This is a genomic window from Pseudomonas sp. BIGb0164, assembly GCF_024810135.1.
GTDB lineage: Bacteria > Pseudomonadota > Gammaproteobacteria > Pseudomonadales > Pseudomonadaceae > Aquipseudomonas.
In genome coordinates, this window is the sequence record NZ_JANUEA010000015.1 from 46622 (window position 1) to 71714 (window position 25093).

The window sequence follows — 25093 nt, forward strand, 5'->3', positions numbered from 1 at the left end:
CGGCGCAGCCTTCATGTATCAGTTACGGCGGCCCAGCAGCAGGCCGACCACCAGGCCGAAACCTGCGGAAATCGCCACGGTCTGCCACGGGTGGCCACCGATGTAGGTTTCGGTGGCATCCACCACCGGCTTGCTGCGCTCGCGCACATTGGACACCGAGTCCAGGGCTTGCTTGAGCTTGATGGCGACCTGCTCGCGCAGGGTTTCACCTTCTTCGCCCACCAGGGATGCGCTGCTTTTGAGCAGCTTGTCCGATTCTTCGATCAGCGCGGTCAGTTCGCTGAAGGCTTGGTCCTTGATTTGGTCTTCGACGGCTTGGGCAGCGGTTTTGCGGGCCATTGTGTGACTCCTTGCGAGTGAATGTGACAGTGAACAATGGAGTGCCGGGCAGCGGCAAAAGTTGCAGTTTTTTTGCGCCCGCCGGGTCCCGGGCAAAAATCCGAATCAGGAAATTTCGACCTACAGTGTAAGATGTCGTCTATTTGTGCAGCAGGGAATTCAACATGAGCTTCAATCTGGCCAACAAGACTCTCGCCGAACGCGCGGAGCTGGAAGATGAAAAGTCCCGCCTCTACGAACTGTGGCAGACCAACCTGGGCAAGGCCAAGGGCGAAGCGGCACGGTTGTTCGGCGAGCGCGCCAAACGCAAGGGCAAGTGGGCCGAGTGGGTCCGTGCCGAACTGGACGGCATGTCGCCGCCGGAGTTCTCCAACATGGTGCGCAGTGAGGTCAACAAGTTGATGGCGGCGGCTAAATAAAGCTCGCCACAATCGCTTCACGCACCTTCAGCAGCATCGGGTCCAGCTGCGCCTGAGTCCGCCAGCCCAACTCCACCGGGTAGCGCGGCAACGCCAGCGGGCAGGGCAGTACGTGCAGACTGGTCATGTCCGCGATGGCCTGCGCCGCATGCCCGGGAATGGTCGCCACCGCCTGGCTGCCCTTGAGCAGAAACGGCAACGCCGCGAAGTGGCTGGTGGAGGCGCACACCTGTCGGCTCAACCCCTGTGCCGCCAAGCCTTCATCGGTAATCCCGATAAACCCACCGGATGACACCAGCACGTGTTCACGGGCGACGAACTCGTCCAGGCTGATGCTGGTTTGGGCTGAATCCACCAGGCAGCGGTAATCGCCTTCTCCCAACACTTGCCGACTGAGTCGACCGTGGGCAAAGCCGCCCGCCGTGATCGCCAGGTCCAGGGTGCGGTCGAGCAGGGCGCCGGCGACGATCTGGCTGTGGGTCTGACGGAAGATCACCCGCAGCTTCGGCGCGCGCCGGGCGATTTCTTCCATCAGACGCCGGCCGTAGGCAATCTCGAAATCATCCGACAACCCCAGCACCACGGAGCGGCCCTGATACTGCTGGTTATCCGGGTTGACCATGGCCAGGCTTTGCCGGCAACGCTCCAGCGCTTCGCCTATCACCGGTTTCAACTGGTTGGCGCGCAAGGTCGGCGCCAGGCCGCGCCCGGTGCGCACGAACAACGGGTCGCCATACACCTCGCGCAAACGCCGCAATCCTGCACTGATGGCCGACTGCGTCACCCCCAGGCGCACGGCGGCGCGGCTGGCGCTGGACTCGTCATGCAGGGCTTCAAAGGTTTTCAGCAGGTTCAGGTCAACTTGGGCGATATTTGTTTGGTTCATATCATTCAGCACTGAGGTGGGCTTTATTCATGATCATGGCTGGCCGGAGAATGGGCAACCCCCCTGACTCTGGAGTGAGCGTAATGCCTGTATCGACTGTGGCAGCCCTGCAAATCGGATCCTTGCCGGGCGGCAAGGGCGAGACCCTGGCGCAAATCCTCGGCTACGAGGACGCAATCATCCGCAGCGGTGCGCAACTGGTGGTCATGCCCGAAGCGCTGCTGGGCGGCTATCCCAAAGGTGAAGCCTTTGGCACCCAACTGGGCTACCGCCTGCCGGAAGGCCGCGAAGCCTTTGCCCGCTACTTTGCCAATGCCATCGATGTGCCCGGCGCCGAGACCGACGCCCTGGCCGGTCTGTCGGCGCGCACAGGCGCGAGCCTGGTACTGGGCGTGATCGAGCGCAGTGGCAACACCCTGTATTGCACGGTGCTGTATTTCGAACCCACGGGCGGGTTGGTGGCCAAGCACCGCAAATTGATGCCTACCGGCACCGAACGCTTGATCTGGGGCAAGGGCGACGGCTCGACCCTGCCAGTGATCGACGCGGCAGTGGGGCGAATCGGCGGCGCTGTGTGCTGGGAAAACATGATGCCGCTGCTGCGCACGGCCATGTACGCCAAGGGCGTGGACGTCTGGTGCGCACCCACCGTGGATGAACGTGAAATGTGGCAGGTGAGCATGCGCCATGTGGCTCATGAAGGCCGCTGCTTTGTGGTGAGCGCATGCCAGGTGCAGGCCTCGCCGGATGCGTTGGGGGTGGAGGTGGCCAACTGGCCGTCGGACCGCCCGTTGATCGCCGGAGGCAGCGTGATCGTCGGGCCCATGGGCGACATCCTGGCCGGGCCGTTGGTCGGGGAAGCGGGGCTGTTGACGGCACAGATCGACACTGATGATCTGGTGCGGGCGCGGTATGACTACGACGTGGTGGGGCACTATGCCCGGCCGGATGTGTTCGAGTTGAGCGTGGATGAGCGCGCCAAACCGGGCGTGCGTTTCATCACCGACTGACACTATGGTGGGAAAACTGTGGGAGCTGGCTTGCCTGCGATAGCGGTGTGTCAGCTTGCATATCCTTGGCTGATAGGTCGCTATCGCAGGCAAGCCAGCTCCCACAGTGGATATTCATTGACTGGAGGATTTGGATTCCAGCCATTCTTCCCGGGTTATTTCCCAGATTTCCCGTGGGAAGGTGCCTTCGACAAAGTGGCCTTCGACCGTCTTGACCAGGCGCATGCCGCCACGCTCGGAGATCCGCCGCGATCCCTGGTTGGGCGCGGCCTTGGGCGCGCGCAATACCGGGCGCTCGAGCACGTTGAACCAGTAGTCAGTCACTACCGCACAGGCTTCGGTCATGTAGCCCTGGCCGTGCCATGGCTGGCCGAGCCAGAAGCCACGGTTGTCGTCTTCGGTATCGAACAGGCTGATGTTGCCGACCAACGTGTCAGGTGAGTCCCTCAGGTACATCGCCCAGTGCCATTGCTCGCCACGTGCCATGCCGGGCAAGGCCACGTTCTCCAGGAAGCTGCGTGCACCATCGGCCGGGTAAGGCCAGGGCACCTCGTTGTTGAGGTAACGCACCACTTCCCAGTGGGGAAATATCTGCTGGATGGCGTCGGCATCGTCCAGGGTCAGCGGGCGCAGGATCAGGCGTTCGGTATAGAGCGTCGGTTGCATGGCGATCACCACGTGGCCGTGTTGGGCAGGTCAAGCGTGCCACGGTCGACAAAACGCTGGGTGCCAAACAGCCCACCCGCCAGTTTGCCGCGCAGCACGTAGGGCAGGTTGTTCAGGCTTTGGGTCTGGCTCAGGCCAAGGGTCTGGCGCAGCACGGAGAATGCGGAAACGCTCACTGGCACCATCAGAACCGTCTCAGAGAAACGTGGGATGGAACCGCTTTGGTCACTCACTCCCGAGGCCAGCGGCCGGCCATTGACGTCCAGGTCCAGGGCCACGCCGTTGTAGTCGATCGCCGTTTCATTGGGGTTTTGCACCCGCAGCTTCACGGCGAAACGCACTTCCAGGTCCTGGCTTTGCAGAGGTTCAATGCCCACCACGGTGATATTCACCGGGTCGCGGTTGGGGAACAGGGCGCAGGCGCTCAAGGTCAGCAGCAACAACGATAGAACCATGAGCTTGCGCATTAACAGTGCTCCCTATTTCGTGACGTCCGGGTCTTGCATCACCTTGAGGGTAGAGGACTCCGGATCAAATTCATCTTCTTCCAGTTCTATGAACTCTTCCGGCAGGAAAATGTTCAGCAGGATTGCACAGAACGCACCCACGGTGATCGGCGATTCGAAGATGTTGTGCAACGCCTTGGGCAGGTCGCGCAACACTTCCGGCACGGCGGCGACACCCAGGCCCATGCCGAGGGAGATTGCCACGATCAGCACATTGCGTCGATGCAGCCCGGCCTCGGCGAGGATCTTGATACCGGCCACGGCCACGGTGCCGAACATGATCAAGGTAGCGCCGCCCAGCACCGGCTTGGGCATCAGTTGCAGCACCGCGCCGATCACCGGGAACAGGCCCAGCAGCACCAGCAGGCCGGCGATGAAGTACGCCACGTAGCGGCTGGCCACGCCGGTCAACTGGATCACCCCATTGTTCTGGGCGAAGGTCACCATCGGCAGGCTGTTGAAGGTGGCGGCCATCGCCGAGTTGAGGCCGTCGGCCAGCAGGCCCGACTTGATGCGCTTGATGTACAGCGGGCCTTTGACCGGCTGTTGGGAAATCATCGAGTTGGCGGTCAGGTCACCGGCTGCTTCCAGCGGGGAAATCAGGAAGATCACCGCCACCGGGATAAATGCTACCCAGTCGAACGAGAACCCGTATTTGAACGGCACCGGCACGCTGATCAGTGGCACATGGGGCAGGGCGGCCATGTCGACGCGGCCCATCCACCAGGCCACCACAAAACCCAAGGTCAGGCCGATCACGATCGAACCCAGGCGCAGGAACGGGTTGCTGAAGCGGTTGAGCACCACAATGGTCAGCAGCACCAGCGCGGCCAGGCCCATATTGCCAGCGGCGCCCAGGTCGCTGGCGCCGAAGCCACCGGCCATGTCGGTGACCGCGACCTTGATCAGCGACAGGCCCATCAAGGTGATGATGGTGCCGGTCACCACCGGGGTGATCAGTTTGCGCAGCTTGCCGATGAACTGGCTGAGCACCACTTCGATAAAGGCGGCAAAAAAGCAGATGCCGAAGATGGTCGACAGGATCTCGTCGGTGCCGCCACCCCGGGCCTTGACCATGAACCCCGCGCTGAGGATCACGCTGATAAACGAAAAGCTGGTGCCTTGCAGGCACAACAGCCCCGAGCCCACCGGGCCGAACGTGCGCGCTTGCACAAAGGTGCCCAGCCCCGACACGAACAACGCCATGCTCACCAGGTACGGCACTTCACTTTCCAGGCCCAGCACGCCGCCCACGATCAGGGTCGGGGTGATGATGCCGACGAAACTCGCCAGCACGTGCTGCAGCGCGGCAAAGATCGCCGCAGTGAAGTGCGGGCGGTCTTCCAGACCGTAGATCAGGTCGGATTTATAGCGGGGGCGGGGGGCTTGAGCGTCAGACAAAATGCGGGCTCGGGTCAGAAAATGGAGGCGAAGAATGCCAGAAACTGCCGGTCGTCAGAAGTGTAAAAAAATATTTATGAAGGCCCTGCGGGAAACCGCGAGCCCTGCCGATACCTCGTATAGGCCCACATACCAACGATAACAGTGGTGACCAAAGGTCAGAGCGGCGCGTTGACACCGACTGATCGTTTCGCGGCAGGGACGCTCGCAAACACTACTTCTGAGAGCACCCCCTATGTCCCTCCGTCATCTGAATATCGCCCCTCGCGCGTTCCTCGGTTTTGCGTTCATTGCGTTGCTAGTGATTTTACTGGGGGTGTTTGCGGTCAACCGCATGACGCAGATCCGCCAGTCGTCGGTGGATATGAGCGCCACCCAACTGCCCAGCGTGACCTACCTTGGCAACATCACTGAAAACGTCTTGCGCCTGCGCATCCTGTCGTTCCGTGTGCTGGTCAACCGTGAGCCGGCCGGCCTGCAGGAAGCCGAAACCCGCATGGGCGTGTTGGCCGACAAGGTCAAGACAGCCCAGGCCGGCTATGCAGCATTGCCGGCCGGTACCGAGGAAGCGGCGCTGTACAAGACGTTCGTCACCACGCTGAACAACTACTTCACCGCCCAGGCCGAGATGCTGGCCTTGTCCAAGCAGGGCAAAGTCGACGAGATGCGCACGCTGATCAACACGCGTATCAAGGACGGCACCGACCTGATGGGCGAGCAGTTGAACAAGTTGATCGCCATCAACGCGGCCGATGCCAAGGAGGCCGACGCTGAAGCGGGGCAGAGCTACGAGGGTGCCATCGCCGGGGTGATTGCCGTGTCGGTGGCTGCTGCGCTGCTGACGGTGTTGCTGGCCTGGTTGCTGACCCGCAGCATCGTCACGCCGCTGCGCAAAGCAGTGGAAGTGGCCGAGACGATTGCCGGTGGCAACCTGAGCAAGGCCATTGAAGACGACGGCAAAGACGAACCGGCCCGTCTGCTCAGCGCCCTGGCGTCGATGCAAGCCAACCTGCGCCAGACCATCCAGCACATCGCCGGCTCCGCCACCCAGCTGGCCTCGGCAGCGGAAGAGTTGAGCGCCGTCACTGAAGAAGCCTCCAAAGGCCTGCAGCAACAGAACAATGAAATTGACCAGGCGGCGACGGCGGTCAACGAGATGACCGCCGCGGTGGAAGAGGTGGCGCGCAATGCCGTGTCCACCTCCGAAGCCTCCGGCCAGTCCAACCTCGCAGCGCGTGAAGGCCGTGACCGCGTGGTGGAAACCGTCGGCGCGATCCAGACCATGACCCAGGACGTGCAGAACACCGCCGTGCTGATCGAAGGCCTGGCCTCCCAAGGCCGTGACATTGGCAAGGTGCTGGACGTGATCCGCGCAATTGCCGAGCAGACCAACCTGCTGGCGCTCAACGCCGCCATCGAAGCGGCCCGTGCCGGTGAAGCGGGGCGTGGTTTTGCGGTGGTCGCCGATGAAGTGCGCGCCCTGGCTCATCGTACGGCGCAGTCGACCCAAGAGATCGAGAAGATGGTCGCCGGCATCCAGAACGGCACCGGTGAAGCCGTGCAATCGATGCAGCAGAGCAACCAGCGCACCCAGAACACCTTGGAAATGGCCCGCGCTGCCGGTGTGGCCCTGGAGCAGATCACCCAGTCCATCAGCCTGATCAACGAACGCAACCTGGTGATCGCCAGCGCCTCGGAAGAGCAGGCCCAGGTGTCGCGCGAAGTGGACCGCAACCTGGTCAACATCCGCGACCTCGCCACCCAGTCGGCAGCGGGCGCCAACCAGACCAGCGCGGCCAGCCACGAGCTGTCACGCCTGGCGGTGGACCTGAACGCGATGGTGGCGCGCTTCGTGATCTAACATGACCTGATTTGAAATGGGATCAAAAAATGTGGGAGCGGGCTTGCTCGCGAAAGCGGTGTATCAGTCAAGGATGTATTGCCTGACACGCCGTATTCGCGAGCAAGCCCGCTCCCACATGGGTTCACTGTTTCCAGGCGGCTGCATTGACCAGGTCCTTTGGACGCTGACCGGCTAGCGCCTGCAACAGATTATCCACCGCACACTTGGCCATCGCCTCCCGCGTCTCATGCGTGGCCGAGCCGATATGCGGCGTGGCCACCACGTTGTTCAAGCGCAACAACGGCGAGTCATGACTCAACGGCTCACGCTCAAACACATCCAAGCCCGCCGCCCGAATCGTACGCTGTTGCAAGGCCTCCACCAGCGCCGCTTCATCCACCACCTTGCCCCGCGAGATGTTGATGAAGACCGTCTCCGGGCCCATCAGTGCAAATTCTTCGGCGCCCACCAGCTTTTCGGTTTCAGCGGTCAACGGCAGTGTCAGGCAAACAAAGTCGGCCTGTTGCAGCAACTCATTCAAGCTGCGGTACTGCGCGCCAAAACGCGCCTCCACTGCGGGCTTGGGCGAATGGCTGTGATAGATCACCGGCATGCCAAAGCCAAAATGCCCGCGTTGAGCCAGGGCTTCGCCGATACGGCCCATGCCGATGATGCCCAGGGTCTTGCCGTGTACATCGGTGCCGAAATGCGCAGGGCCGATGTTCTTGTTCCATTGGCCGGCGCGCACCATGTCGGCCAGTTCCACCACGCGGCGGGCGGTGGCCAGGATCAGTGCGAAGCCGGTGTCGGCAGTGGTTTCGGTGAGCACGTCCGGGGTATTGCTGAGCAGGATGCCGCGCGCGGTCAGGTAGTCGATGTCGTAGTTGTCGACGCCCACCGAGACGCTCGCCACGGCTTCCAGCTGCGGCGCCAGGTCCAGCAAGTTCGCATCCAGGCGCAGGCTGGCGCCGAGCAGGCCATGGGCGCCGGGCAGGGCGTCGCGCAGCTTGGCCAGGCCGGTGTCGTCGAGGGCTTCGATCAGGGTGACATCGGCCTGTTCATGCAGGCGGGCCATCAGCGGTGCGGAGAGTTTCTTGTACAACACGACGGACTTTTTCATGCGGTCTTTACCTTCAATTCCAGGTGGGGCGCCGGCGTGCGGTCACTGGCGCCGGGCTTGAGAAAAATCGTCAGTACCACCGACAGCAGCAACGCGCCGCTCATCAGTAGGTACGAGGCACCGGGCGAGCCGGTGCTGCTATTGAGGTAGCCCACCAGGTAGGAGCCGCCAAAGGAGCCCAGGGCGCCCATGCTGTTGATCAGCGCCATGGCGCCGCCGGCCACGTTGGCTGGCAGGATCTCCGGGACGATTGCGAAAAACGGCCCGTAGGGCGCATACATGCAGGCCCCGGCGATCACCAGCAGGGTGTAGGACCACCAGAAATGCTCGGCCCCCAGCACGTAGGAGGCGTAGAACGCGACCGAGGCGATCAGCAACGGCGGCCACACGAAGCGTTTGCGCTTTTGCAGTTTGTCCGAGCCCCACGACACCGCGAGCATGCCCATCACGGCCGCCAGGTAAGGCAACGCCGAGAGCCAGCCGGCCTCGACCATATCCATCTGCAAGCCGGCCTTGAGGATCGACGGCAGCCACAGCACAAAGCCGTACACGCCGATGCTCCAGCAAAAGAACTGCAACGCCAGGATGATCACCTTGGGCGAGCGGAACGCTTCGGCGTAATTCTTCACGGCCTTGATGCCGACCTGCTCGGCGGCCAGGGCACTGTCCAGGTCGCGCTTTTCAGTGTCGCTGAGCCACTTGGCATCCTTGGGACGCTCGTCCGCCAGCTTCCACCAGATAAACGCCCAGATCACTGCCGGCAGGCCCTCAATGATGAACATCCAGCGCCAGCTGAAATGCTGCACCAGGTAGCCCGACACCACCGACATCCACAGCATGGTCACCGGGTTGCCGAGGATCAGGAAGGTGTTGGCCCGCGAGCGTTCGGCCCGCGTAAACCAATGGCACAGGTACACCAGCATGGCCGGCATCACCGCGGCTTCGACCACGCCGAGCATGAAGCGGATGGCGATGAGCATGTAGGCGTTGGACACCACGCCGGTCAGCGTGGCCAGGCCGCCCCAGAGGATCAGGCTGACGAAGATGAGTTTCTTCACGCTGCGTTTCTGCGCGTAGATCGCCCCCGGCACCTGGAAGAAAAAGTAGCCAAGGAAGAACAGCGCCCCCAGCAACGACGACATGCCGGGGGTGATCATCAGGTCTTCGGCCATCCCGGAGGCGGCGGCGAAGCCATAGTTGGCGCGGTCCAGGTAGGCCAGGCTGTAGGTGATAAAAACGATGGGCATGATGTACCACCAGCGGCGGGTGGCGAGTTTCAGCGTATCCATGGTGTGGCTCCTGAGCTTGTTGTAGTTGTGGCAACAGGGAGTGGGTTATGCAACGGATCGAACGGGCAGCTCTGAACGGGTGGGCAAGCCTTCCATGTCGCCACGGCTCTGCACGGCACGGCTGCCGATCCAGTTGCCGCGTTGGATGGCCTCGGGGAAGCTGAGGTTTTCCAGGAGTGCGCTGATCATGCCGACGGCAAAACCATCGCCCGCACCCACCGTGTCCACGACTTTTTCCACCGGCACGGCGGCGACAAAACCCTGGTCCATCTGCGTGCGGTAGTAGGCGCCATCCGGCCCCAGCTTGATGGCCACGGCTTCGGCGCCCTGGTCGAGGTAGAAGGCAGCGATGTCGGCCGGGTCGTCGAAGCCGGTGAGCAAACGGCCTTCGCCCAGGCCCGGCAGTACCCAGTCGGCCAGGGCGGCGAGGGCGTTGATCTCGCGGATCATCATCTGCGGGTTGGCCCACAGCGACGGCCGCAGGTTCGGGTCGAACGACACGCTGCGGCCGGCCTTGCGCATCTGCGTCATCAGCTCGCGGGACAGTTCACGGGTCGCCTCGGACAAGGCGGGCGGGATGCCGGTGGCGTGCAGGTGCCGAGCTTGCAGCAGCGCCGGGCAGATGTCGGCGATGGACAAGTGGCTGGCTGCCGAGCCTTTGCGAAAGTACTCCACCTGCGGATCGGCCCCGGCGTCTTCGCGGGACTTGAGCTGAAAGCCGGTGGGGTGTTGCGGGTCCACGGCGACGTGCTGGCAATCCAGGCCTTCCCTGCGCAGCGTGTCGACCACGAAGCGACCCAGGGAATCATCGCCCACCCGGCTCAGCCAGGCGACATTGAAGCCCAGGCGCGACAGGCCGATGGCAACGTTGCTGTCGGCCCCGGCAATGCGCTTGTGAAACTGCGCCACCTGGGAGAGCTCCCCAGTCTGCTCGGCGACAAACATCGCCATGGTTTCACCAAACGACAGGATATCGATCTCAGACATGGGCGTTCTCCGCACGGGGTTGGCCTAGCAGGGTGAGGGCGGCGACCTGTTGCGCGGTGACGTCGATCAAGTCATCGCCTTGCAACGGGAATTCCACCGCCCGGGTAATACCTTGAGTCATGTGCTTGAGCAGTTGTTCCCACAGATGCAGGTCGGTGGCGCCAGGCGGCAGGGCCACCAGCTTGCCGTCCGGGCGACGGGCCACGGCCTTGCAATGCAGGTAATCCACATGCCGGCCCAGCAGGCGAGCGGCGGTGAGGGCCGATTGGTCCTGCCACTGCCAGTTGCCGATGTCGAAGGTCATCTTCACCGGCAGGCCCAGGCGTTCGACGTCGCTGAAAAAACGTTGCAAAGGTTCGATGCGCCCGCCGTGCAGGGTCTGGTCGTTTTCCACCAGCAGCTTGACCGGGTGACGGTCGAGCAGGGCGTGCAGGCTTTCGAGGTCATTAGTGTCGGTGAAGTAGCCCAGGGACACCTTGAGCCAGCGCGAGCCGAAGGCGTGGGCGCGATCCAGGGTGGCGTCCAATTCCGCGTTCGGCCGGGCGCGGCCGGCGACCCAGAGTTCCAGCGGTGACGAAAAGACGGACTCCAAATGATGTTGCGCCGCTGCCTGGGCCAATTCGGCGGGCTGCTCATGGGTCAATAATTCTTCACGCCACTCGATGCGCCGGGCGCCTGCGGCCGCGAGCAACTCGACAAAACTCAATTGGCCCTGCTGGCGCACGAGGTCGGCGCCGTAGCTGGAGAGGCTGATGGAAACGGGGTATTTATGCATTGTTGTTGACCTCTGAAACCGGTTTCATTTTTTCACACAATTCAAACCGCGTAGGAGCCAGCTTGCCGGCGATGGCGTCCTTGCTTTCACCGCAAGGCTCACGGCCCAATCGCCGGCAAGCCGGCTCCTACAAGGGGGTGGTGGAGCCTCGGACGATGAGTTCAGGCAGGAAATCCAGGGTGCGCGTCGGCTCGGTGTCGCCGCGCAAGCGCTTGAGCAGGCAGTCGAACGCCGTGGCGCCAATGGCCTGGGTCGGTTGGGCGAGGGCGGTGATGCCGCTGCCGACCAGCGGGTACCAGTCCAGGTCATCCAGGGCGATCAGGCCGACCTCGTTGAACAGGTCGCACCCGAGGTTTTTCAAGGCGCGGGTGCAGGCCAGCGCAGCAACGCCGTTGCCACAGAACAGCGCCTTGGCGCCGGGTTTGGCGAGAAAGGTGTGCAGGTGGTTTTCCAGCGTCTCATCGAGTTCCAATACGGCGCCGGTCAGGCCTGGGCGCTTGGCAATTTCGGCCTTGAAGCTGGCCTGGCGCTCGAGCCGTGAGCTGGTGCCATCGGTGGTTTCGCTGACCATCAACACGTCGCGATAACCTTGTTGCTGCAGGTGCTCGACGGCCATGCGCACGGCGGCCGGGTTGTCCAGCCCCACCAGGTCGCTGTGCAGGGGGTCGACCTTGCGGTCCACCAGCACCAGGGGCATTTCCCGCTGCAGTTCGAGCAATTGGTCGAGGTGATGACCGAGGGTGTTCACGATCAAGCCTTCGATGTTGTACGAACGCAGTGCTGCCAGGTGCTGGCGTTCCTGCTCGTCATCGCGGTCGGTGTTGCACACCACCAGGCTGTAGCCGTGTTGGCGACAGGCGGTTTCGACGCCGTGCATCACGGCAATGGAATAGGGGTTGCGGATATCGGCCACCAGCATGCCGATCAGGCGCGTACGCCCGCGTTTGAGGCCACGGGCCATCTGGTTGGGGCGGTAGCCGAGTTGTTCGATGGCTTGTTCGATGCGCAGGGCAATGGCATCGGAGAGCAGGGCGCGGTCGTCACCGATGAAGCGCGACACGCTGGCCTTGGACACACCGGCGCGTTCGGCAACATCGAGCATGGTGACGCGGCTGCGCTGGGCGGCAGAAAAAGTGTTCACGGCCATCGACCTTCTGTTTTTATTGGAATGACTGAAACCGGTTTCAGGAAACCATCAAATGAGGAAAGTCGTCAAGTTGTTGTAGGACAAAGCCTGACAGCCGGTGCTTCACACCACCACGCTCAGCCACGTGGCCACCAGCAATAAAACCGCCATGCCTCGGTTGAAGCGCTGCATCGCCCGGGCCGACCGAAACACCCGCGCAGAACCCACGCCCAGCAGCGCCCACGTGCCCAGGCACGGCATGGAAACGAGGAAAAACACCAGGGACAGCAGCACCACCTGGCCTTGGCGCTCAGCCCCGTGGCCAGCAAACACGCTGACCACTGCAACGGCCATCATCCAGGTTTTCGGGTTGATCACCTGCAGGCCGGCGGCGCCGATCAGGCCAAGGGGCTTTTCAGTGGCAGCCACTTCGACGGCTTGGGGCGGCGCACGGTAGATCTGCCAGGCGAGGTAACTCAGCCACGCCACGCCGAACCCTTGCAGCGCAGTCTGCACCCGGGGCAGTTGCACCAAGGACTGGCCGACCCCGGTTCCTACCAGCAAGACCAGACCTGCCGCGCCCGCGCAGGCGCCGAAGATGATCGGTACTGCGGCCTTCAAGCCATACCGCGCGCTGTTGCTCAGCACCAGGATGTTGGTGGGGCCGGGGGTGATCGAGGCGACAAAGGCAAACAGCATGAAAGGCAACAACGTGGACAGCATGGCAGGTGACTCCGGTAAACCCATCGATGGAGTCGATCTTCACAAGCCCGCGCCTTACCTGTCTGGAAGATTTGAGCAACGTTTGCGGTAAGCGGCAGGCGTGAGGCCATAGGCGCGCACGAACCAGCGGCCCAGGTGGCTCTGGTCGGCAAACCCCAGGGCAATCGCCACGTCGGCGGGCGGCTCACCCTTGGCCAGCCAATGCCGGGCGCGGGCCAGGCGCAATTGCACCAGATAAGCATGGGGCGGCAGGCCAAACGCGCTCTTGAACGCACGGGTCAGGCGGAAACGGTCGACGCCACAGGCCAGCGCCAACTCATCCATGCCCACGTCCTGGTGCAGGTGTGCATGCAAATATTCCCGGGCCTTGTGCGCCACCAACGGCAGGCGTGGGTCGTCGCGGTAGCGGGTGCGCCAATGGAGTTGCCCGGTGAGCTGTTCCAGCAATTGGTCGGTGGCGCGCTGGCGCACGATGCGCAGTTCACTGCTGTGCAGAGTCTGGAAGGCGTGGCTGGTGGCGTGTGCCAGGCGGGGATCATTGATCAACGTGCTGACAACACTCAGGTGGCTGTTGACCGGTGCCTCTTCGAACACCGCACTCACTTCCCGCGACAACCATTGCGGGTCGAGGTAGAGCATGTGGTAGGTAAAGCCGTCTGCAGTGGGTGCGTCGCCGTCATGCAACTCGCCGGGCTCGACCAGAAACACCTGGCCCGGCGTGCTGTTGTGCCGGGTGCGGCGGCAGTTGAATTGCTGCACGCCTTGCTCGGTCACGCCAATCAGGTAGCTGTCATGCCAGTGGGGATCGTAGGCGTGGCCCTCGAAATGCGCGCGCAGGGTCTCGATGCCGGTGTCGGCGTCCTGAGACAGGTCGATCCAATTGTGCGCGGCCATGACTCACCGAGACGAATAAGGTCTGCCATTAGCGCCCGGTGGTGGGCGGGCGTCTAGAAGGTTTGTGCAGCCTCAACCGAACAGCCCGGCTGCGATGTTGATCGAGAACCCCAGGATCGCGGTGTTGAACAGAAAGCCGATCAGCGATTGCCCCAGCACCACCTTGCGCAGGCTTCGCGTGGCGACACCCACATCCGACGTTTGCACCGCCACGCCGATGGTGAACGAGAAGTACAGGAAGTCCCAGTAATTGGGGGTTGTCAGGCCCTCGGCAAAACGCAGCGCCGGTTCCTTGCCGTCCCAGGTGTAATAAAGCCGCGCGTAATGCACGCTGAAAATCACCCCGATCAACAGCCATGAACCAATCACCGTCAAGCCGGTAAAGCCGTAGTGCAGCAGGCGTGCGGTCGTGGGCAGGTCTTTGCTGCCGACCAGTTCAAAGGTGATGGTTGCCAGGCTGGCAATGGCCGCGATGCACACCACGAACAGCACCAGGCCGGCGTTTTCATCTTCGATTTCGGCGATGCGCTTCACGTCCGGCGCCTTGGCGCGGATGGTCAGCCACAGCATCAGCACCAGGTAGGTCCACACGCCGGTGTTCCAGCCGATGAGGATCTTGCTGATCACCGTGTCGGCCGGTGCCAGCAGGCCTACGGCGATGCCGAGCACGGCGGCGGCGGAAAGGCGAGGGTGGGTGCGGGCGAGGAAGGGCATGGCGGCTCACAGCTGGCGAGGTGTGAGCAGACTGTACCTGATCCCGAACACAACCCATAACCTCTGTGGGAGCTGGTAAGCCAGCTCCCACAGGTTATCGGGTGTTCTTCTTGACCAGTTTCATCACCACCACGAAGAACACCGGCACAAACACCACCGCCAGCGTCGCCGTGATCATCCCGCCGATCACGCCTGTACCAATGGCCTGTTGGCTCGCCGAGCTGGCCCCGGTGGCAATCGCCAGCGGCACCACGCCGAGGATGAACGCCAGGGACGTCATGATGATCGGCCGCAGGCGCAGCCGCGCCGCTTTCAAGGTGGCGTCGATCAAGTCTTCGCCTTGTTCGTAAAGGTCCTTGGCAAACTCGATGATCAGGATCGCGTTTTTTGCCGACAGGCCGATGATGGTGATCAGGCCCACCTTGAAGAACACATCGTTGGGCATGCCGCGCAACGTCACCGCCAGCACTGCACCGAGCACGCCCAGTGGCACCACCAGCAGCACCGAGGTCGGGATCGACCAGCTTTCATACAGCGCCGCCAAACACAGGAACACGATCAACAGCGACAGGCCCAGCAGCAACGGCGCCTGGGAACCGGACAAGCGTTCCTGCAGCGACAACCCGGTCCATTCCTGGCCCAGGCCGGCCGGCAGTTGGCTGACCAGGCGCTGAATTTCTTCCATCGCCTGGCCAGTACTGTGCCCTGGCGCCGCTTCGCCGGAAATCGCGATGGCCGGGTAGCCGTTGTAGCGTGTCAACTGGGTAGGCCCCTGGGTCCACTTGGCTTCGACAAACGCCGACAGCGGCACCATCTTCCCGGCGTTGTTGCGCACGTGGATCTTCATCAAATCCGCCACCTGGCTGCGCTGGTCACCTTCGGCCTGCACCACCACCCGCTGCATGCGGCCCTGGTTGGGGAAGTCGTTGATGTAGGCCGAGCCGATCGCCGAGGACAGCACGTTGCCCACATCAGCGAACGACACGCCCAGCGCATTCGCCTGCTTGCGGTCCACTTCCAGTTGCACCTGCGGGGCCTCGGCCAGGGCGCTTTCGCGCACGTTGGCCAGGATTGGGCTCTTCTCGGCCGCCGCGAGCAACTGCGTGCGGGCGGCCATCAATGCGGCGTGACCCACACCGCCACGGTCCTGCAGGCGGAACTCAAAGCCGCTGGACGTGCCCAGGCCATCCACCGGGGGCGGCAGGATCGCGTAGGCGATGGCATCTTTAAGTTCGCTGAACGCGGCGTTGGCCCGGTCGGCAATCGCCGAGGCCGAGTCGTCGCTGCTGCGCTGGGACCAATCCTTGAGGGTGGTAAACGCCAGCGCGGCGTTCTGCCCGGAACCGGAGAAGCTGAAGCCCATGATCATGGTGGTGTCGCCCACCCCAGGCTCCTCGGCGTTGTGCGCCTCGATCTGTTCGGCCACTTGCACCGTACGGTTCTTGCTGGCGCCGGGGGGCAGTTGGATATCGGTGATGGTGTAGCCCTGGTCTTCCACCGGCAGGAACGAGGAGGGCAGGCGCGTGAACATTAGCCCCAGGCCCACCAGCAGCACCAGGTAAATCAGCAGGTAGCGGCCGCTGCGCTTGAGGGCGTAGGCCACCCAGCCTTCGTAACGGTGGGTGAGCTGTTCAAAGCGCGTGTTGAACCAGCCGAAGAAACCACCCTTGGCATGGTGCTCGCCCTGGGGAATCGGCTTGAGCAACGTGGCACACAGCGCCGGGGTCAAGGTCAGGGCGAGGAAGGCCGAAAACAGGATCGAGGTGGCCATCGACAGCGAGAACTGCTGGTAGATCACCCCCACCGATCCCGGCATGAATGCCATCGGCAGGAACACCGCCACCAGCACCAGGGTGATACCGACGATGGCGCCGGTGATCTGGCCCATGGCTTTGCGCGTGGCGTCCCGGGGCGACAGGCCTTCGGTGGCCATGATGCGCTCCACGTTTTCCACCACCACAATGGCGTCGTCTACCAGGATGCCGATGGCCAAGACCATGCCGAACATGGTCAGCACGTTGATCGAAAAACCCAGCAGCAACATGGTGGCGAACGTGCCCATCAACGCCACCGGCACCACCAGCGTCGGGATCAGCGTATAGCGCACGTTCTGCAGGAACAGGAACATCACCGCGAACACCAGCGCCATGGCTTCGAGCAAGGTATAGACCACCTTGGTGATCGAGACCTTGACGAACGGCGAGGTGTCATACGGGATCTTGTATTCCACATTGGCCGGGAAGTAGCGCGACAGCTCGTCCATCTTCGCCCGCACCAGGGTGGCGGTGTTCAGCGCGTTGGCACCCGGGGCCAGCTGTACGCTGACGGCGGTGGACGGCTTGCCGTTCAGGCGCGTGGAGAACTGGTATTCCTGGCTGCCGACTTCCACCCGCGCCACATCGCCGATGCGCACGGTGGAGCCGTCCGGGTTGGCCTTGAGCACGATGTCGGCAAACTCGGCCGGGGTGGACAGCTGGCCCTTGACCAGGATCGCCGCGGTGATTTCCTGGGTCTTGGTGCCCGGCAGGTCGCCGATGCTGCCGGCCGAGACCTGGGCGTTCTGCGCGCTGATCGCGGCATTCACATCGGCCGGTGTCAGGTTGAAACCCACCAGCTTCTGCGGGTCGATCCAGATGCGCATGGCGCGCTCGGCGCCATACAGCTGCGCCTTGCCCACGCCATCGAGGCGCTTGAGCTCGTTCATCACGTTGCGCGCCAGGTAATCGCTGAGCGCGACGTCATCGAGCTTGCCGTCGTTGGAGGTCAGGGTCACCAGCAACAAGAAGCCGGCGGAGACTTTCTCCACCTGCAAACCCTGTTGGGTTACCGCCTGGGGCAGGCGTGGCTCCACCGCCTTGAGGCGGTTTTGCACATCCACCTGGGCCATTTCCGGGTCGGTGCCCGGCTGGAAGGTGGCGGTGATGGTCGCCGAACCGAGGCTGCTCTGGGATTCGAAATACAGCAGGTGATCGGCGCCATTGAGCTCTTGCTCGATCAGGCTGACCACGCTTTCGTCCAGGGTCTGGGCCGACGCGCCCGGGTACACCGCGTAGATTTCGACTTTCGGCGGCGCAACGTTGGGGTACTGGGCCACCGGCAACTGCGGGATGGCCAGCGCGCCGGCCAGCAGGATAAACAGGGCCACCACCCAGGCGAAGATCGGGCGGTCAATAAAGAACTGCGGCATGGCGGGTTATTCCTTTACCAGATGGCCCGAGGCAGGGCTGTCATCCACTTCGACTTTTTCACCGGGGCGTGCGTGTTGGAGGCCTTCGACGACAATGCGGTCGCCGGGCTTGAGGCCGCTGCTGACGATCCAGCGGTCCTCGATCACCGCGCCCAGTTCCACCGGCTGCTGGCTCACGGTCTGCTCGGCGTCCAGCAGCAACACCATGGGGATGCCCGCGCTGTCACGGGTGATGGCGCGTTGCGGCACGCTGATGCCTTGCTTGTCCACGGCTTGTTCCAGGCGCACCCGTACAAAACTGCCAGGCAGCAGGTCGAGGTCCGGGTTGGGGAATTCGCTGCGCAGGATGATCTGCCCGGTGCCCGGGTCGACGCTGATCTCGGCGAACAGCAGCTTGCCCGGCAACGGGTACAGGCTGCCGTCGTCCTGGATCAGCGTGGCCTTGGCCTGGTCCTGGCCGACCTGCTTCAGGCTGCCGGCACGGAAGGCGCGGCGCAGGTCGTTGAGTTCGCGGGTGGACTGGGTGAGGTCGGCGTGGATCGGGTCCAGTTGCTGGATGATCGCCAGTGGCGTGGCTTCGTTCTGGCCGACCAGTGCTCCTTCAGTGACCAGTGCGCGACCGATGCGCCCGGAAATCGGCGCGGTCACGGTGGCGTAGCCCAGGTTCAGCTTGGCGCGCTCCAAGGCGGCCTTGTTGGCGGCGACTTCGGCGTTGGTCTGACGCACGGCGGCGCGGGCGTTGTCGTAGTCCTGGCCGCTGATGGCGTTGCCTTCTACCAGCTGGCTGTAGCGTTGCTCTTGCAGGCGCGCCTGGAAGGCATTGGCTTCGGCCTTGCTCAAATTGGCCTGGGCGCTGTCGAGGTCAGCCTTGAACGGGGCCGGGTCGATGCGAAACAGCACGTCGCCCTGTTTCACGTCGTGGCCTTCCTTGAACACCCGCTGCATCACCACACCGGCCACCCGTGCACGCACCTCGGCGATACGCGGCGCAGCAATGCGCCCGCTCAGTTCGCTGGTGATAGAGAGGGGCTTGGCCTGCAGGGTTTCGATGCGGACCTTGGCCAGGGGCATTTCCGGCGCTTGCGCGCTGGACTTGTCACAGGCACTCAAGGCCAGCGTCAGGGCCAGCAGGCAAAACGGCGCAAACAGATTCTTCGACATGCTCATATCCCAATATTGACTGGCGCATCCTAAAGACACCTGCGCCGTGGTGCTGTGAAGCTGTGTAGGGCGTGTGTGAAGAAATGTAAGGTGCGGCCCATAGGCGGTAAAGGGCGTATATCCTTGCACAATCCTGCAAACAACAAAGATCAAATGTGGGAGCAGGGCTTCTGTGTAGGAGCTGGCTTGCCTGCGATAGCATCGCCTCGGCCTCACTGAAAGACCGAGTTGCCTGCATCGCAGGCAAGCCAGCTCCCACACAAGCCCGCTGCCACAAGGGTCTTTGCTCAGCCTACGAACCGTATTATCTGGAAACACCATGCCCAACATCCTCCTGGTAGAAGACGACGCCGCACTCTCCGAGCTGATTGCCAGCTACCTGGAACGCAATGGCTACCACGTCAGTGTGCTCAGCCGTGGCGACCACGTACGCGAACGTGCACGCCTGAACCCACCGGACCTGGTGATCCTCGACCTGATGCTGCCCGGCCTCGACGGCCTGCAAGTGTGCCGCCTGCTGCGCGCCGATTCGGCGGGTCTGCCGATCCTGATGCTCACCGCGCGCGACGACAGCCACGACCAGGTGCTGGGCCTGGAAATGGGCGCCGACGACTACGTCACCAAACCTTGCGAGCCCCGGGTGCTGCTGGCCCGTGTGCGCACGCTGTTGCGCCGCAGCAGCCTGTCCGAGCCCCTGGCGGCCAACGACCAGATCATCATGGGCAACCTGTGCATCGACCTGTCGGAGCGCACCGTGACCTGGCGCGAACAGGCGGTGGAGCTGTCCAGCGGTGAATACAACCTGCTGGTGGTACTGGCCCGGCACGCGGGCGAAGTGCTCAGCCGCGACCAGATCCTGCAACGCCTGCGTGGTATTGAGTTCAACGGCACCGACCGCTCGGTGGACGTGGCCATTTCCAAGTTGCGCCGCAAGTTCGACGACCATGCCGGCGAAGCGCGCAAGATCAAGACGGTGTGGGGCAAGGGCTACCTGTTCAGCCGCTCCGAGTGGGAATGCTGATCCATGTTTCGTGTGCTGCTACGCCTCTACCTGATCACCATCGTCACCTACAGCGCGGCGATCTACCTGATCCCCAAGGGGGTGATCCAGGTGTTCGAACACCGCTACATGAACTACAACATCGAGCAGTCCCGCGGCCAGCAAAAGCTGATCGTCAAGCAGTACCTGCGAGCGCCGGTGGAGCGCTGGTCCCAGGTGACCGAACAACTGGGCCGTGATTTTGCCCCGCTGAAAGTGCAACTGCTGCTGCGCCAGGACGCCAGCTACACCCCCGCCGAAGAGCAGCTGCTGGAGCAAGGTAAGCCAGTGATCCGCCTGGGGGAGTGGGGCTGGATGGAAGAGGTCAGCTCGCCGATCAATGCGCAGTTCGTGGTCAAGCTGACGATCCCGCCCGACCCGATGGACATGAACCTGCTGTACTGGGTGATCAACGTATTGATCGTCGCCGCCTTGCTCGCCTGCCTGCTGGTGTGGCTGCGCCCGCACTGGCGTGACCTGGAGCGCCTCAAAAGCACGGCGGCGCAACTGGGCAAAGGCAACCTCAGCGAGCGCACGCAGATTCCGCCCAGCTCCAACATTGGCAGCCTGGCGTCGGTGTTCGACACCATGGCCGACGACATCGAACACCTGCTCAACCAGCAGCGCGACCTGCTCAACGCGGTCTCCCACGAATTGCGCACGCCGCTGACCCGCCTGGATTTCGGCCTGGCCCTGGCACTGTCCGAAGACTTGCCGCCCGCCGGTCGCGAGCGCCTGCAAAGCCTGGTGGCGCATATTCGCGAACTGGATGAGCTGGTGCTGGAGCTGCTGTCCTACAGCCGCCTGCAAAACCCGGCGCAATTGCCGGAACGGGTCGAAGTGGTGCTCGATGAATTCATTGACAGCGTGTTGGGCAGTGTCGACGACGAGTTGGAAAACCCCGAGATCGTTATTGATGTGGCACTGGACTGTGCGGTGGAGCGCTTCAGCCTCGACCCGCGCCTCACTGCGCGCGCCTTGCAGAACCTGCTGCGCAATGCCACGCGTTACTGCGACAAGCGTATCCAGGTCGGCGTCAAGGTGTGCGCCAAGGGGTGTGAGATCTGGGTGGACGACGATGGCATCGGCATACCGGTGGACCAGCGTGAGCGTATCTTCGAGCCGTTCTACCGCCTGGACCGCAGCCGCGACCGCGCCACCGGTGGCTTCGGTCTGGGCCTGGCGATCAGCCGCCGCGCCCTCGAGGCCCAGGGCGGCACTTTGACTGCCCTGGCATCACCCCTGGGCGGGGCGCGGTTTCGCGTGTGGTTGCCCACCGTCAGCTGATCACAGCACCTTCACCGCACGGCCGATGGCCTGGATCGGCCCCGTCGGTTTGCCCGTGGGCGAGCCGTGCGGGTCTTCCAGGGTCAGCTCGAACAGTTGGTTTGGGCTGAGCGGCGGCAGCGTGTCCAGAGGGACCGACAACGTCTGCCCTGGCTTGACCAACCCCAGCGAGACCGGCCCCTGCCAGCCATCGCCCTTGGTCCAGAACTGCAAGGCCTTGTCGGCCGGCACGTGCATCGTGCCCAGCGGGATCAATTGAATCCGTTGATTGTTACTGGCCTGGATCACCCAGCCCGGTGCCTGGTTTTGCGGGGCCACCAGCACCACGACAAAGGTCGGTTCGGCAGTGGGCGGGCGGGTCAGCAACAACGCCGCCAGGACCAGTGTGGTGACCAAGCCGGCACCGGCCAAACTGCGCCACACCGCCAACAGATCCCACCACGGTGTGCGTGCCGTCGAGAGATGGCTTTCGATGCGCCGCCACAGGTGCGCCGAGGGCGGCACCGGTTCCGCGAGGGCGGTCAGCGGCAGCAAGCGCTGCTCCCAGGCATCGACCGCCGCGCGCAGCTCAGCATCATGGGGCAGGCGCTGTTCCACCTCGGCACGCTGTTCGGCGGGCAGGGTGCCCAGCACGTATTCGCTGGCCAGTTCGTCCAGTGGGTTGCTCATGCCATGCACTCCCGCAGCGCGGCGAGGCTACGTTTGATCCAGGCTTTGACCGTCCCCAGCGGGGTGTCGAGTTTCCGGGCGATTTCGCTGTGGGAAAAACCGTCGACATAGGCATGCAGGATGCAACGGCGACGGCTGGGGTCGAGCTGTTCCAGGCAAGTGTGGATCTGCCCCGAACGTGCCGCAAATTCAAAGGTGTCGTTTACAGCGACTTGCTCGTGTTCATCGCCCAAGGGGACTTCGCGGTAATGGTTGCGCACGACATTGAGCGCCAAGTGCCGGGTCACGCTGAACACCCAGCCTCGGGCCGAGCCGCGACTGGGGTCAAAACTGCCAGCGCCGCGCCAGATCTTGATGAACGCGTCATGCACGATGTCTTCGGCCAGCGACTTGTCCCGGGTGATGCGTATGGCCACACCGAGCAGGTGGCTGCTTTCCTGTTCGTACAAGCGACGCAACGCGCGTTGATCACCCTGGGCGCAGGCCAACAAACAGGCTTCGTAATCAAACACACACATCCCCCAATCCTGTAGTGAGCGGGCTCGCCCCGCGCCGCAACCGCCCAAGCACCGAAATTCCCCTGTTGGAACACGGTGCCCAGGTAAACGCAGCGTAGCCGAGTTTGCTCAGTTGGCCGCCCAGAAGATGTAGTCAGCCTGGTACTTCACCACTTCCTGCTTGCCCTTGTCGGCCACGGTGCAAGCACTGCTCGGCGCCACACCGCCCTTGAGCGCAACCCGCTGGATATAACTCACGCCATTCATCGCGCCCTTGCCTTCGGCGGGGTTGGCCTTGACCAGTTGATAGGGCAGGTTGCCCGCACCCGACGGCGCTACCGCCAATTGTGTGCCGGTCACCTTCGAACCGTCCTGGGCCTGCCAGGTGGCTGGCGGGCCGAAATAGGTGCCCACTTGTTTGCCACTGCGGTCATTGAGCACTGCCTTGGGCCCGACAAAGGTCCATTCGACCTGGCCAGCGGCGTTGGCCTTGTCGCGGCACTCATAGGTGATTTCGCCCACACCTGTGGTCTCCAGGGCCACTTTGTGGCCATCCGGCACCTTGATGCTGTCGGGCAGGCCGGTCTGGGCGAATGCGGATGGCGCAGCAGCGAGCAGGGCAGTCAGGCAGAGCAAGGCTTTAGCGTTCATGGGTGACTCTCCATTGGGTAGAACAGCAGGGTTGCTGCAGGGACTACCCAGGGAAGGCACGATTGGATGCACCGATTAGAAAATAAACGGTCGAGGGCGCACACTGTGCCCCCGCTATACCCGAGGAGAGATTGGCAATGACTGGTGTCCACACGTCTGCTCAACAGGGTTTCTCGACCCAGGCCGTCACCTACGCCCAAGGTCGGCCCGACTATCCGCGACAACTTACCGGCTGGCTCACCGACGCGCTGCACATCGATGCACAGGCCACGGTGATCGACCTGGGCGCCGGGACCGGCAAATTCACCCGCTTGCTCAGCACCCTGGCGCCGACGCTGATTGCCGTCGAACCGGTGGCGGCCATGGGCGAACAACTGCGTAAACTCTTACCGGAGGTGCGCCTGCTCAACGGCACCGCCGAGTCCATCCCCCTGGAATCAGCCAGTGCCGACGCAGTGGTCTGCGCCCAGGCCTTCCACTGGTTCTCCACCGAGGCGGCATTGGCGGAAATCCACCGCGTGCTCAAGCCCGACGGGCACTTGGGCCTGGTGTGGAATGTGCGCGATGAATCGGTGGATTGGGTGGCGGCGATCACCGAGATCATCACCCCGTATGAAGGCGACACCCCGCGTTTTCACACCGGCCGCTGGCGGGAAGCCTTCACCGGCGAGTATTTTTCCGTACCGCAGATGACCTGCTTTCCCTATCACCATGTGGGCAGCCCGCAGGAAGTGATCATGGATCGCTTCCTGTCGGTGAGCTTCATCGCGGCCTTGCCGGCTGCCGAAAAGGCCACGGTCACTGCGCAGTTGCAGGCGTTGATCGAGACCCACCCGGCGTTGCAGGGGCGTGACACCGTGGCTTTTCCCTACCAGACCCAGGCCTACGTCTGTCAGCGACTGGCAAAAAAGGCATAAAGTCAGATCACATTGATATAAGTCGTTATAAGAAAAATCGCTATCCTGCGGCCAGAAATTTATAAGGCCGCAGGTAGTTGTAATGGATGTGGGTAATGTTGGTTTCGTGGTGGCTGGCCTGATTGTTGGTTTTATTGTCGGCATGACGGGTGTAGGCGGGGGCTCGTTGATGACGCCGATCCTGCTGTGGTTCGGGATCAACCCGGCCACTGCCGTGGGCACCGACCTGTTGTACGCGGCTATCACCAAGTCCGGTGGTGTGCTGGTGCACAGCAAGAACAAGAATATCGACTGGACCATCACCGGCTGGCTGACCCTGGGCAGCGTGCCAGCGGTGCTGCTGACGTTGTGGTTCCTCGCCAGCTTGCACACTGACCCTAGCGCCATGAATGCGGTGATCAAGCAGGCGTTGGGTGTTGTGCTGTTGCTGACGGCCTTGGCCATTCTGTTCAAGAAAAGTTTGTTGGCTTTTGCCCAGCGGCATGCGGGTGACAGCTATCACATGAGCCCGCGTAACCTGAATGCGCTCACCGTGGTGACGGGGGCGATTTTGGGGACCATGGTTGCGTTGACGTCCATCGGCGCTGGGGCGCTGGGGACTGTGGCGCTGTTTATCCTTTATCCGTTTCTGGCTACACGGCGGTTGGTGGGGACTGAGATTGCCCATGCTGTGCCGCTGACCCTGGTTGCGGGTTTGGGGCATGCGAGCATGGGGAATATGGATTGGCATTTGCTGGGGTTTTTGCTGATGGGGTCGTTGCCGGGGATCTACATCGGTAGTCACATGACTGGGAAGGTGCCGGATGGGGTGTTGCGGCCTTGTTTGGCGGTGATGTTGATGACCATTGGGTATAAGTTGGCGTTTTGATCTTTGGGTATATCCGTTATTTGGGTAACGGCTGCTTATGGTTCCGCTCTTACAGCGGCTCACTTTTGAAAAGCGCAAAAGTAAGCAAAACGCTCTTGCCCCAACACTCGGCACCTCGC

The 25093-nt window shown here is 62.9% G+C and carries 25 protein-coding genes; 7 read left to right on the forward strand and 18 right to left on the reverse strand.

Annotated elements, in window-relative coordinates; translation table 11 throughout:
- Positions 1–18: 18 nt before the first annotated feature.
- Positions 19–339: a YqjD family protein gene (locus M2394_RS30030; RefSeq protein WP_016979401.1), complete on the reverse strand. Its 321-nt coding sequence runs from the start codon at positions 337–339 to the stop codon at positions 19–21.
- A 164-nt stretch (positions 340–503) separates the two neighbouring features.
- Here M2394_RS30030 and M2394_RS30035 point away from each other — a divergent pair, with 164 nt between their 5' ends.
- A complete protein-coding gene (locus tag M2394_RS30035; RefSeq protein ID WP_060757089.1) occupies positions 504–758 on the forward strand; it encodes a hypothetical protein in 255 nt (84 codons plus the stop codon).
- On the opposite strand, the gene M2394_RS30040 is transcribed toward M2394_RS30035, so the two are convergent.
- Positions 751–1644: a LysR family transcriptional regulator gene (locus M2394_RS30040; protein ID WP_259175794.1), complete on the reverse strand. Its 894-nt coding sequence runs from the start codon at positions 1642–1644 to the stop codon at positions 751–753. The genes M2394_RS30035 and M2394_RS30040 overlap by 8 nt on opposite strands.
- Positions 1645–1727: 83 nt before the next feature.
- On the opposite strand from M2394_RS30040, the gene M2394_RS30045 reads away from it, so the two are divergent.
- Positions 1728–2654 carry a carbon-nitrogen hydrolase family protein gene (locus M2394_RS30045; protein ID WP_259175795.1) on the forward strand — a complete coding sequence of 309 codons (927 nt, stop codon included), beginning with the start codon at positions 1728–1730 and terminating at the stop codon, positions 2652–2654.
- A gap of 114 nt (positions 2655–2768) precedes the next feature.
- On the opposite strand, the gene M2394_RS30050 is transcribed toward M2394_RS30045, so the two are convergent.
- From M2394_RS30050 to M2394_RS30060, 3 genes are read right to left on the reverse strand one after another with little or no spacing between them, the layout of a single operon-like run.
- Positions 2769–3320 carry a GNAT family N-acetyltransferase gene (locus M2394_RS30050; protein ID WP_178919620.1) on the reverse strand — a complete coding sequence of 184 codons (552 nt, stop codon included), beginning with the start codon at positions 3318–3320 and terminating at the stop codon, positions 2769–2771.
- A 5-nt stretch (positions 3321–3325) separates the two neighbouring features.
- The gene (locus tag M2394_RS30055) at positions 3326–3787 is read right to left on the reverse strand and encodes an LEA type 2 family protein (protein WP_178919621.1); all 462 of its coding nucleotides are present in this window, start codon (positions 3785–3787) and stop codon (positions 3326–3328) included.
- Between the two features lie 12 nt (positions 3788–3799).
- The gene (locus M2394_RS30060; protein ID WP_178919622.1) at positions 3800–5227 is read right to left on the reverse strand and encodes a nucleobase:cation symporter-2 family protein; all 1428 of its coding nucleotides are present in this window, start codon (positions 5225–5227) and stop codon (positions 3800–3802) included.
- 235 nt (positions 5228–5462) lie between these two features.
- On the opposite strand from M2394_RS30060, the gene M2394_RS30065 reads away from it, so the two are divergent.
- A complete protein-coding gene (locus tag M2394_RS30065; RefSeq protein ID WP_178919623.1) occupies positions 5463–7088 on the forward strand; it encodes a methyl-accepting chemotaxis protein in 1626 nt (541 codons plus the stop codon).
- A gap of 124 nt (positions 7089–7212) precedes the next feature.
- Here the strand turns inward: M2394_RS30065 and M2394_RS30070 are convergent, their stop codons facing one another.
- The 10 genes from M2394_RS30070 to M2394_RS30115 all read right to left on the reverse strand — a co-directional run bounded on the left by M2394_RS30070 (position 7213) and on the right by M2394_RS30115 (position 19046).
- The gene (locus M2394_RS30070; protein ID WP_259175797.1) at positions 7213–8190 is read right to left on the reverse strand and encodes a D-glycerate dehydrogenase; all 978 of its coding nucleotides are present in this window, start codon (positions 8188–8190) and stop codon (positions 7213–7215) included.
- A complete protein-coding gene (locus M2394_RS30075; protein ID WP_259175798.1) occupies positions 8187–9479 on the reverse strand; it encodes an MFS transporter in 1293 nt (430 codons plus the stop codon). The genes M2394_RS30070 and M2394_RS30075 overlap by 4 nt, the downstream gene beginning before the upstream one ends.
- Positions 9480–9524: 45 nt before the next feature.
- On the reverse strand, positions 9525–10466 hold the full coding sequence (locus tag M2394_RS30080) for a sugar kinase (protein WP_259175799.1): 942 nt from the start codon (positions 10464–10466) through the stop codon (positions 9525–9527).
- Positions 10459–11241, reverse strand: a complete 783-nt coding sequence (locus M2394_RS30085) for a sugar phosphate isomerase/epimerase (RefSeq protein ID WP_259175800.1) — start codon at positions 11239–11241, stop codon at positions 10459–10461. The genes M2394_RS30080 and M2394_RS30085 overlap by 8 nt, the downstream gene beginning before the upstream one ends.
- 127 nt (positions 11242–11368) lie before the next feature.
- A complete protein-coding gene (locus M2394_RS30090) occupies positions 11369–12382 on the reverse strand; it encodes a LacI family DNA-binding transcriptional regulator (RefSeq protein WP_310522037.1) in 1014 nt (337 codons plus the stop codon).
- A 108-nt stretch (positions 12383–12490) separates the two neighbouring features.
- Positions 12491–13090: a LysE family translocator gene (locus M2394_RS30095; RefSeq protein ID WP_178919629.1), complete on the reverse strand. Its 600-nt coding sequence runs from the start codon at positions 13088–13090 to the stop codon at positions 12491–12493.
- A 54-nt stretch (positions 13091–13144) separates the two neighbouring features.
- Positions 13145–13984 (reverse strand): AraC family transcriptional regulator, encoded by an 840-nt coding sequence (locus M2394_RS30100; protein ID WP_259175802.1) that lies wholly within the window; start codon positions 13982–13984, stop codon positions 13145–13147.
- A 72-nt stretch (positions 13985–14056) separates the two neighbouring features.
- Positions 14057–14698 (reverse strand): DUF1345 domain-containing protein, encoded by a 642-nt coding sequence (locus tag M2394_RS30105; RefSeq protein WP_178919631.1) that lies wholly within the window; start codon positions 14696–14698, stop codon positions 14057–14059.
- Positions 14699–14792: 94 nt separating this feature from the next.
- The gene (locus M2394_RS30110) at positions 14793–17885 is read right to left on the reverse strand and encodes an efflux RND transporter permease subunit (protein ID WP_259175804.1); all 3093 of its coding nucleotides are present in this window, start codon (positions 17883–17885) and stop codon (positions 14793–14795) included.
- Between the two features lie 6 nt (positions 17886–17891).
- Positions 17892–19046 carry an efflux RND transporter periplasmic adaptor subunit gene (locus tag M2394_RS30115; protein ID WP_259175805.1) on the reverse strand — a complete coding sequence of 385 codons (1155 nt, stop codon included), beginning with the start codon at positions 19044–19046 and terminating at the stop codon, positions 17892–17894.
- A 319-nt stretch (positions 19047–19365) separates the two neighbouring features.
- On the opposite strand from M2394_RS30115, the gene M2394_RS30120 reads away from it, so the two are divergent.
- Entirely contained in the window at positions 19366–20067 is a 702-nt protein-coding gene (locus M2394_RS30120; RefSeq protein ID WP_176997738.1) for a response regulator transcription factor, read from the forward strand.
- Positions 20068–20070: 3 nt separating this feature from the next.
- Complete coding sequence (locus tag M2394_RS30125; protein WP_178925996.1) at positions 20071–21372, forward strand: ATP-binding protein; 1302 nt, start codon at positions 20071–20073, stop codon at positions 21370–21372.
- Here M2394_RS30125 and M2394_RS30130 read toward each other — a convergent pair whose 3' ends face one another.
- The 3 genes from M2394_RS30130 to M2394_RS30140 all read right to left on the reverse strand — a co-directional run bounded on the left by M2394_RS30130 (position 21373) and on the right by M2394_RS30140 (position 23189).
- Positions 21373–22041 (reverse strand): anti-sigma factor domain-containing protein, encoded by a 669-nt coding sequence (locus tag M2394_RS30130; protein ID WP_178925997.1) that lies wholly within the window; start codon positions 22039–22041, stop codon positions 21373–21375.
- Positions 22038–22559, reverse strand: coding sequence for a sigma-70 family RNA polymerase sigma factor (locus M2394_RS30135; protein ID WP_259175806.1), 522 nt, complete (start codon positions 22557–22559; stop codon positions 22038–22040). The genes M2394_RS30130 and M2394_RS30135 overlap by 4 nt, the downstream gene beginning before the upstream one ends.
- Before the next feature lie 108 nt (positions 22560–22667).
- On the reverse strand, positions 22668–23189 hold the full coding sequence (locus M2394_RS30140; protein ID WP_259175807.1) for a DUF3455 domain-containing protein: 522 nt from the start codon (positions 23187–23189) through the stop codon (positions 22668–22670).
- Positions 23190–23326: 137 nt separating this feature from the next.
- On the opposite strand from M2394_RS30140, the gene M2394_RS30145 reads away from it, so the two are divergent.
- Both M2394_RS30145 and M2394_RS30150 read left to right on the forward strand, forming a co-directional pair.
- On the forward strand, positions 23327–24106 hold the full coding sequence (locus tag M2394_RS30145; protein WP_259175808.1) for a class I SAM-dependent methyltransferase: 780 nt from the start codon (positions 23327–23329) through the stop codon (positions 24104–24106).
- 82 nt (positions 24107–24188) lie between these two features.
- The gene (locus tag M2394_RS30150; protein WP_178926001.1) at positions 24189–24974 is read left to right on the forward strand and encodes a sulfite exporter TauE/SafE family protein; all 786 of its coding nucleotides are present in this window, start codon (positions 24189–24191) and stop codon (positions 24972–24974) included.
- Positions 24975–25093 lie beyond the last annotated feature (119 nt).

Bases quoted from the DNA above. Each gene is read 5' to 3' on its own strand.
- M2394_RS30035 (WP_060757089.1), top strand. From the start codon at position 504: ATGAGCTTCAATCTGGCCAACAAGACTCTCGCCGAACGCGCGGAGCTG.
- M2394_RS30040 (WP_259175794.1), bottom strand. From the start codon at position 1,644: ATGAACCAAACAAATATCGCCCAAGTTGACCTGAACCTGCTGAAAACC.
- M2394_RS30085 (WP_259175800.1), bottom strand. From the start codon at position 11,241: ATGCATAAATACCCCGTTTCCATCAGCCTCTCCAGCTACGGCGCCGAC.
- M2394_RS30065 (WP_178919623.1), top strand. From the start codon at position 5,463: ATGTCCCTCCGTCATCTGAATATCGCCCCTCGCGCGTTCCTCGGTTTT.
- M2394_RS30030 (WP_016979401.1), bottom strand. From the start codon at position 339: ATGGCCCGCAAAACCGCTGCCCAAGCCGTCGAAGACCAAATCAAGGAC.
- M2394_RS30075 (WP_259175798.1), bottom strand. From the start codon at position 9,479: ATGGATACGCTGAAACTCGCCACCCGCCGCTGGTGGTACATCATGCCC.
- M2394_RS30120 (WP_176997738.1), top strand. From the start codon at position 19,366: ATGCCCAACATCCTCCTGGTAGAAGACGACGCCGCACTCTCCGAGCTG.
- M2394_RS30135 (WP_259175806.1), bottom strand. From the start codon at position 22,559: ATGTGTGTGTTTGATTACGAAGCCTGTTTGTTGGCCTGCGCCCAGGGT.
- M2394_RS30100 (WP_259175802.1), bottom strand. From the start codon at position 13,984: ATGGCCGCGCACAATTGGATCGACCTGTCTCAGGACGCCGACACCGGC.
- M2394_RS30050 (WP_178919620.1), bottom strand. From the start codon at position 3,320: ATGCAACCGACGCTCTATACCGAACGCCTGATCCTGCGCCCGCTGACC.
- M2394_RS30045 (WP_259175795.1), top strand. From the start codon at position 1,728: ATGCCTGTATCGACTGTGGCAGCCCTGCAAATCGGATCCTTGCCGGGC.
- M2394_RS30145 (WP_259175808.1), top strand. From the start codon at position 23,327: ATGACTGGTGTCCACACGTCTGCTCAACAGGGTTTCTCGACCCAGGCC.
- M2394_RS30115 (WP_259175805.1), bottom strand. From the start codon at position 19,046: ATGTCGAAGAATCTGTTTGCGCCGTTTTGCCTGCTGGCCCTGACGCTG.
- M2394_RS30055 (WP_178919621.1), bottom strand. From the start codon at position 3,787: ATGCGCAAGCTCATGGTTCTATCGTTGTTGCTGCTGACCTTGAGCGCC.
- M2394_RS30150 (WP_178926001.1), top strand. From the start codon at position 24,189: ATGGATGTGGGTAATGTTGGTTTCGTGGTGGCTGGCCTGATTGTTGGT.
- M2394_RS30110 (WP_259175804.1), bottom strand. From the start codon at position 17,885: ATGCCGCAGTTCTTTATTGACCGCCCGATCTTCGCCTGGGTGGTGGCC.
- M2394_RS30130 (WP_178925997.1), bottom strand. From the start codon at position 22,041: ATGAGCAACCCACTGGACGAACTGGCCAGCGAATACGTGCTGGGCACC.
- M2394_RS30080 (WP_259175799.1), bottom strand. From the start codon at position 10,466: ATGTCTGAGATCGATATCCTGTCGTTTGGTGAAACCATGGCGATGTTT.
- M2394_RS30125 (WP_178925996.1), top strand. From the start codon at position 20,071: ATGTTTCGTGTGCTGCTACGCCTCTACCTGATCACCATCGTCACCTAC.
- M2394_RS30070 (WP_259175797.1), bottom strand. From the start codon at position 8,190: ATGAAAAAGTCCGTCGTGTTGTACAAGAAACTCTCCGCACCGCTGATG.
- M2394_RS30105 (WP_178919631.1), bottom strand. From the start codon at position 14,698: ATGCCCTTCCTCGCCCGCACCCACCCTCGCCTTTCCGCCGCCGCCGTG.
- M2394_RS30095 (WP_178919629.1), bottom strand. From the start codon at position 13,090: ATGCTGTCCACGTTGTTGCCTTTCATGCTGTTTGCCTTTGTCGCCTCG.
- M2394_RS30140 (WP_259175807.1), bottom strand. From the start codon at position 23,189: ATGAACGCTAAAGCCTTGCTCTGCCTGACTGCCCTGCTCGCTGCTGCG.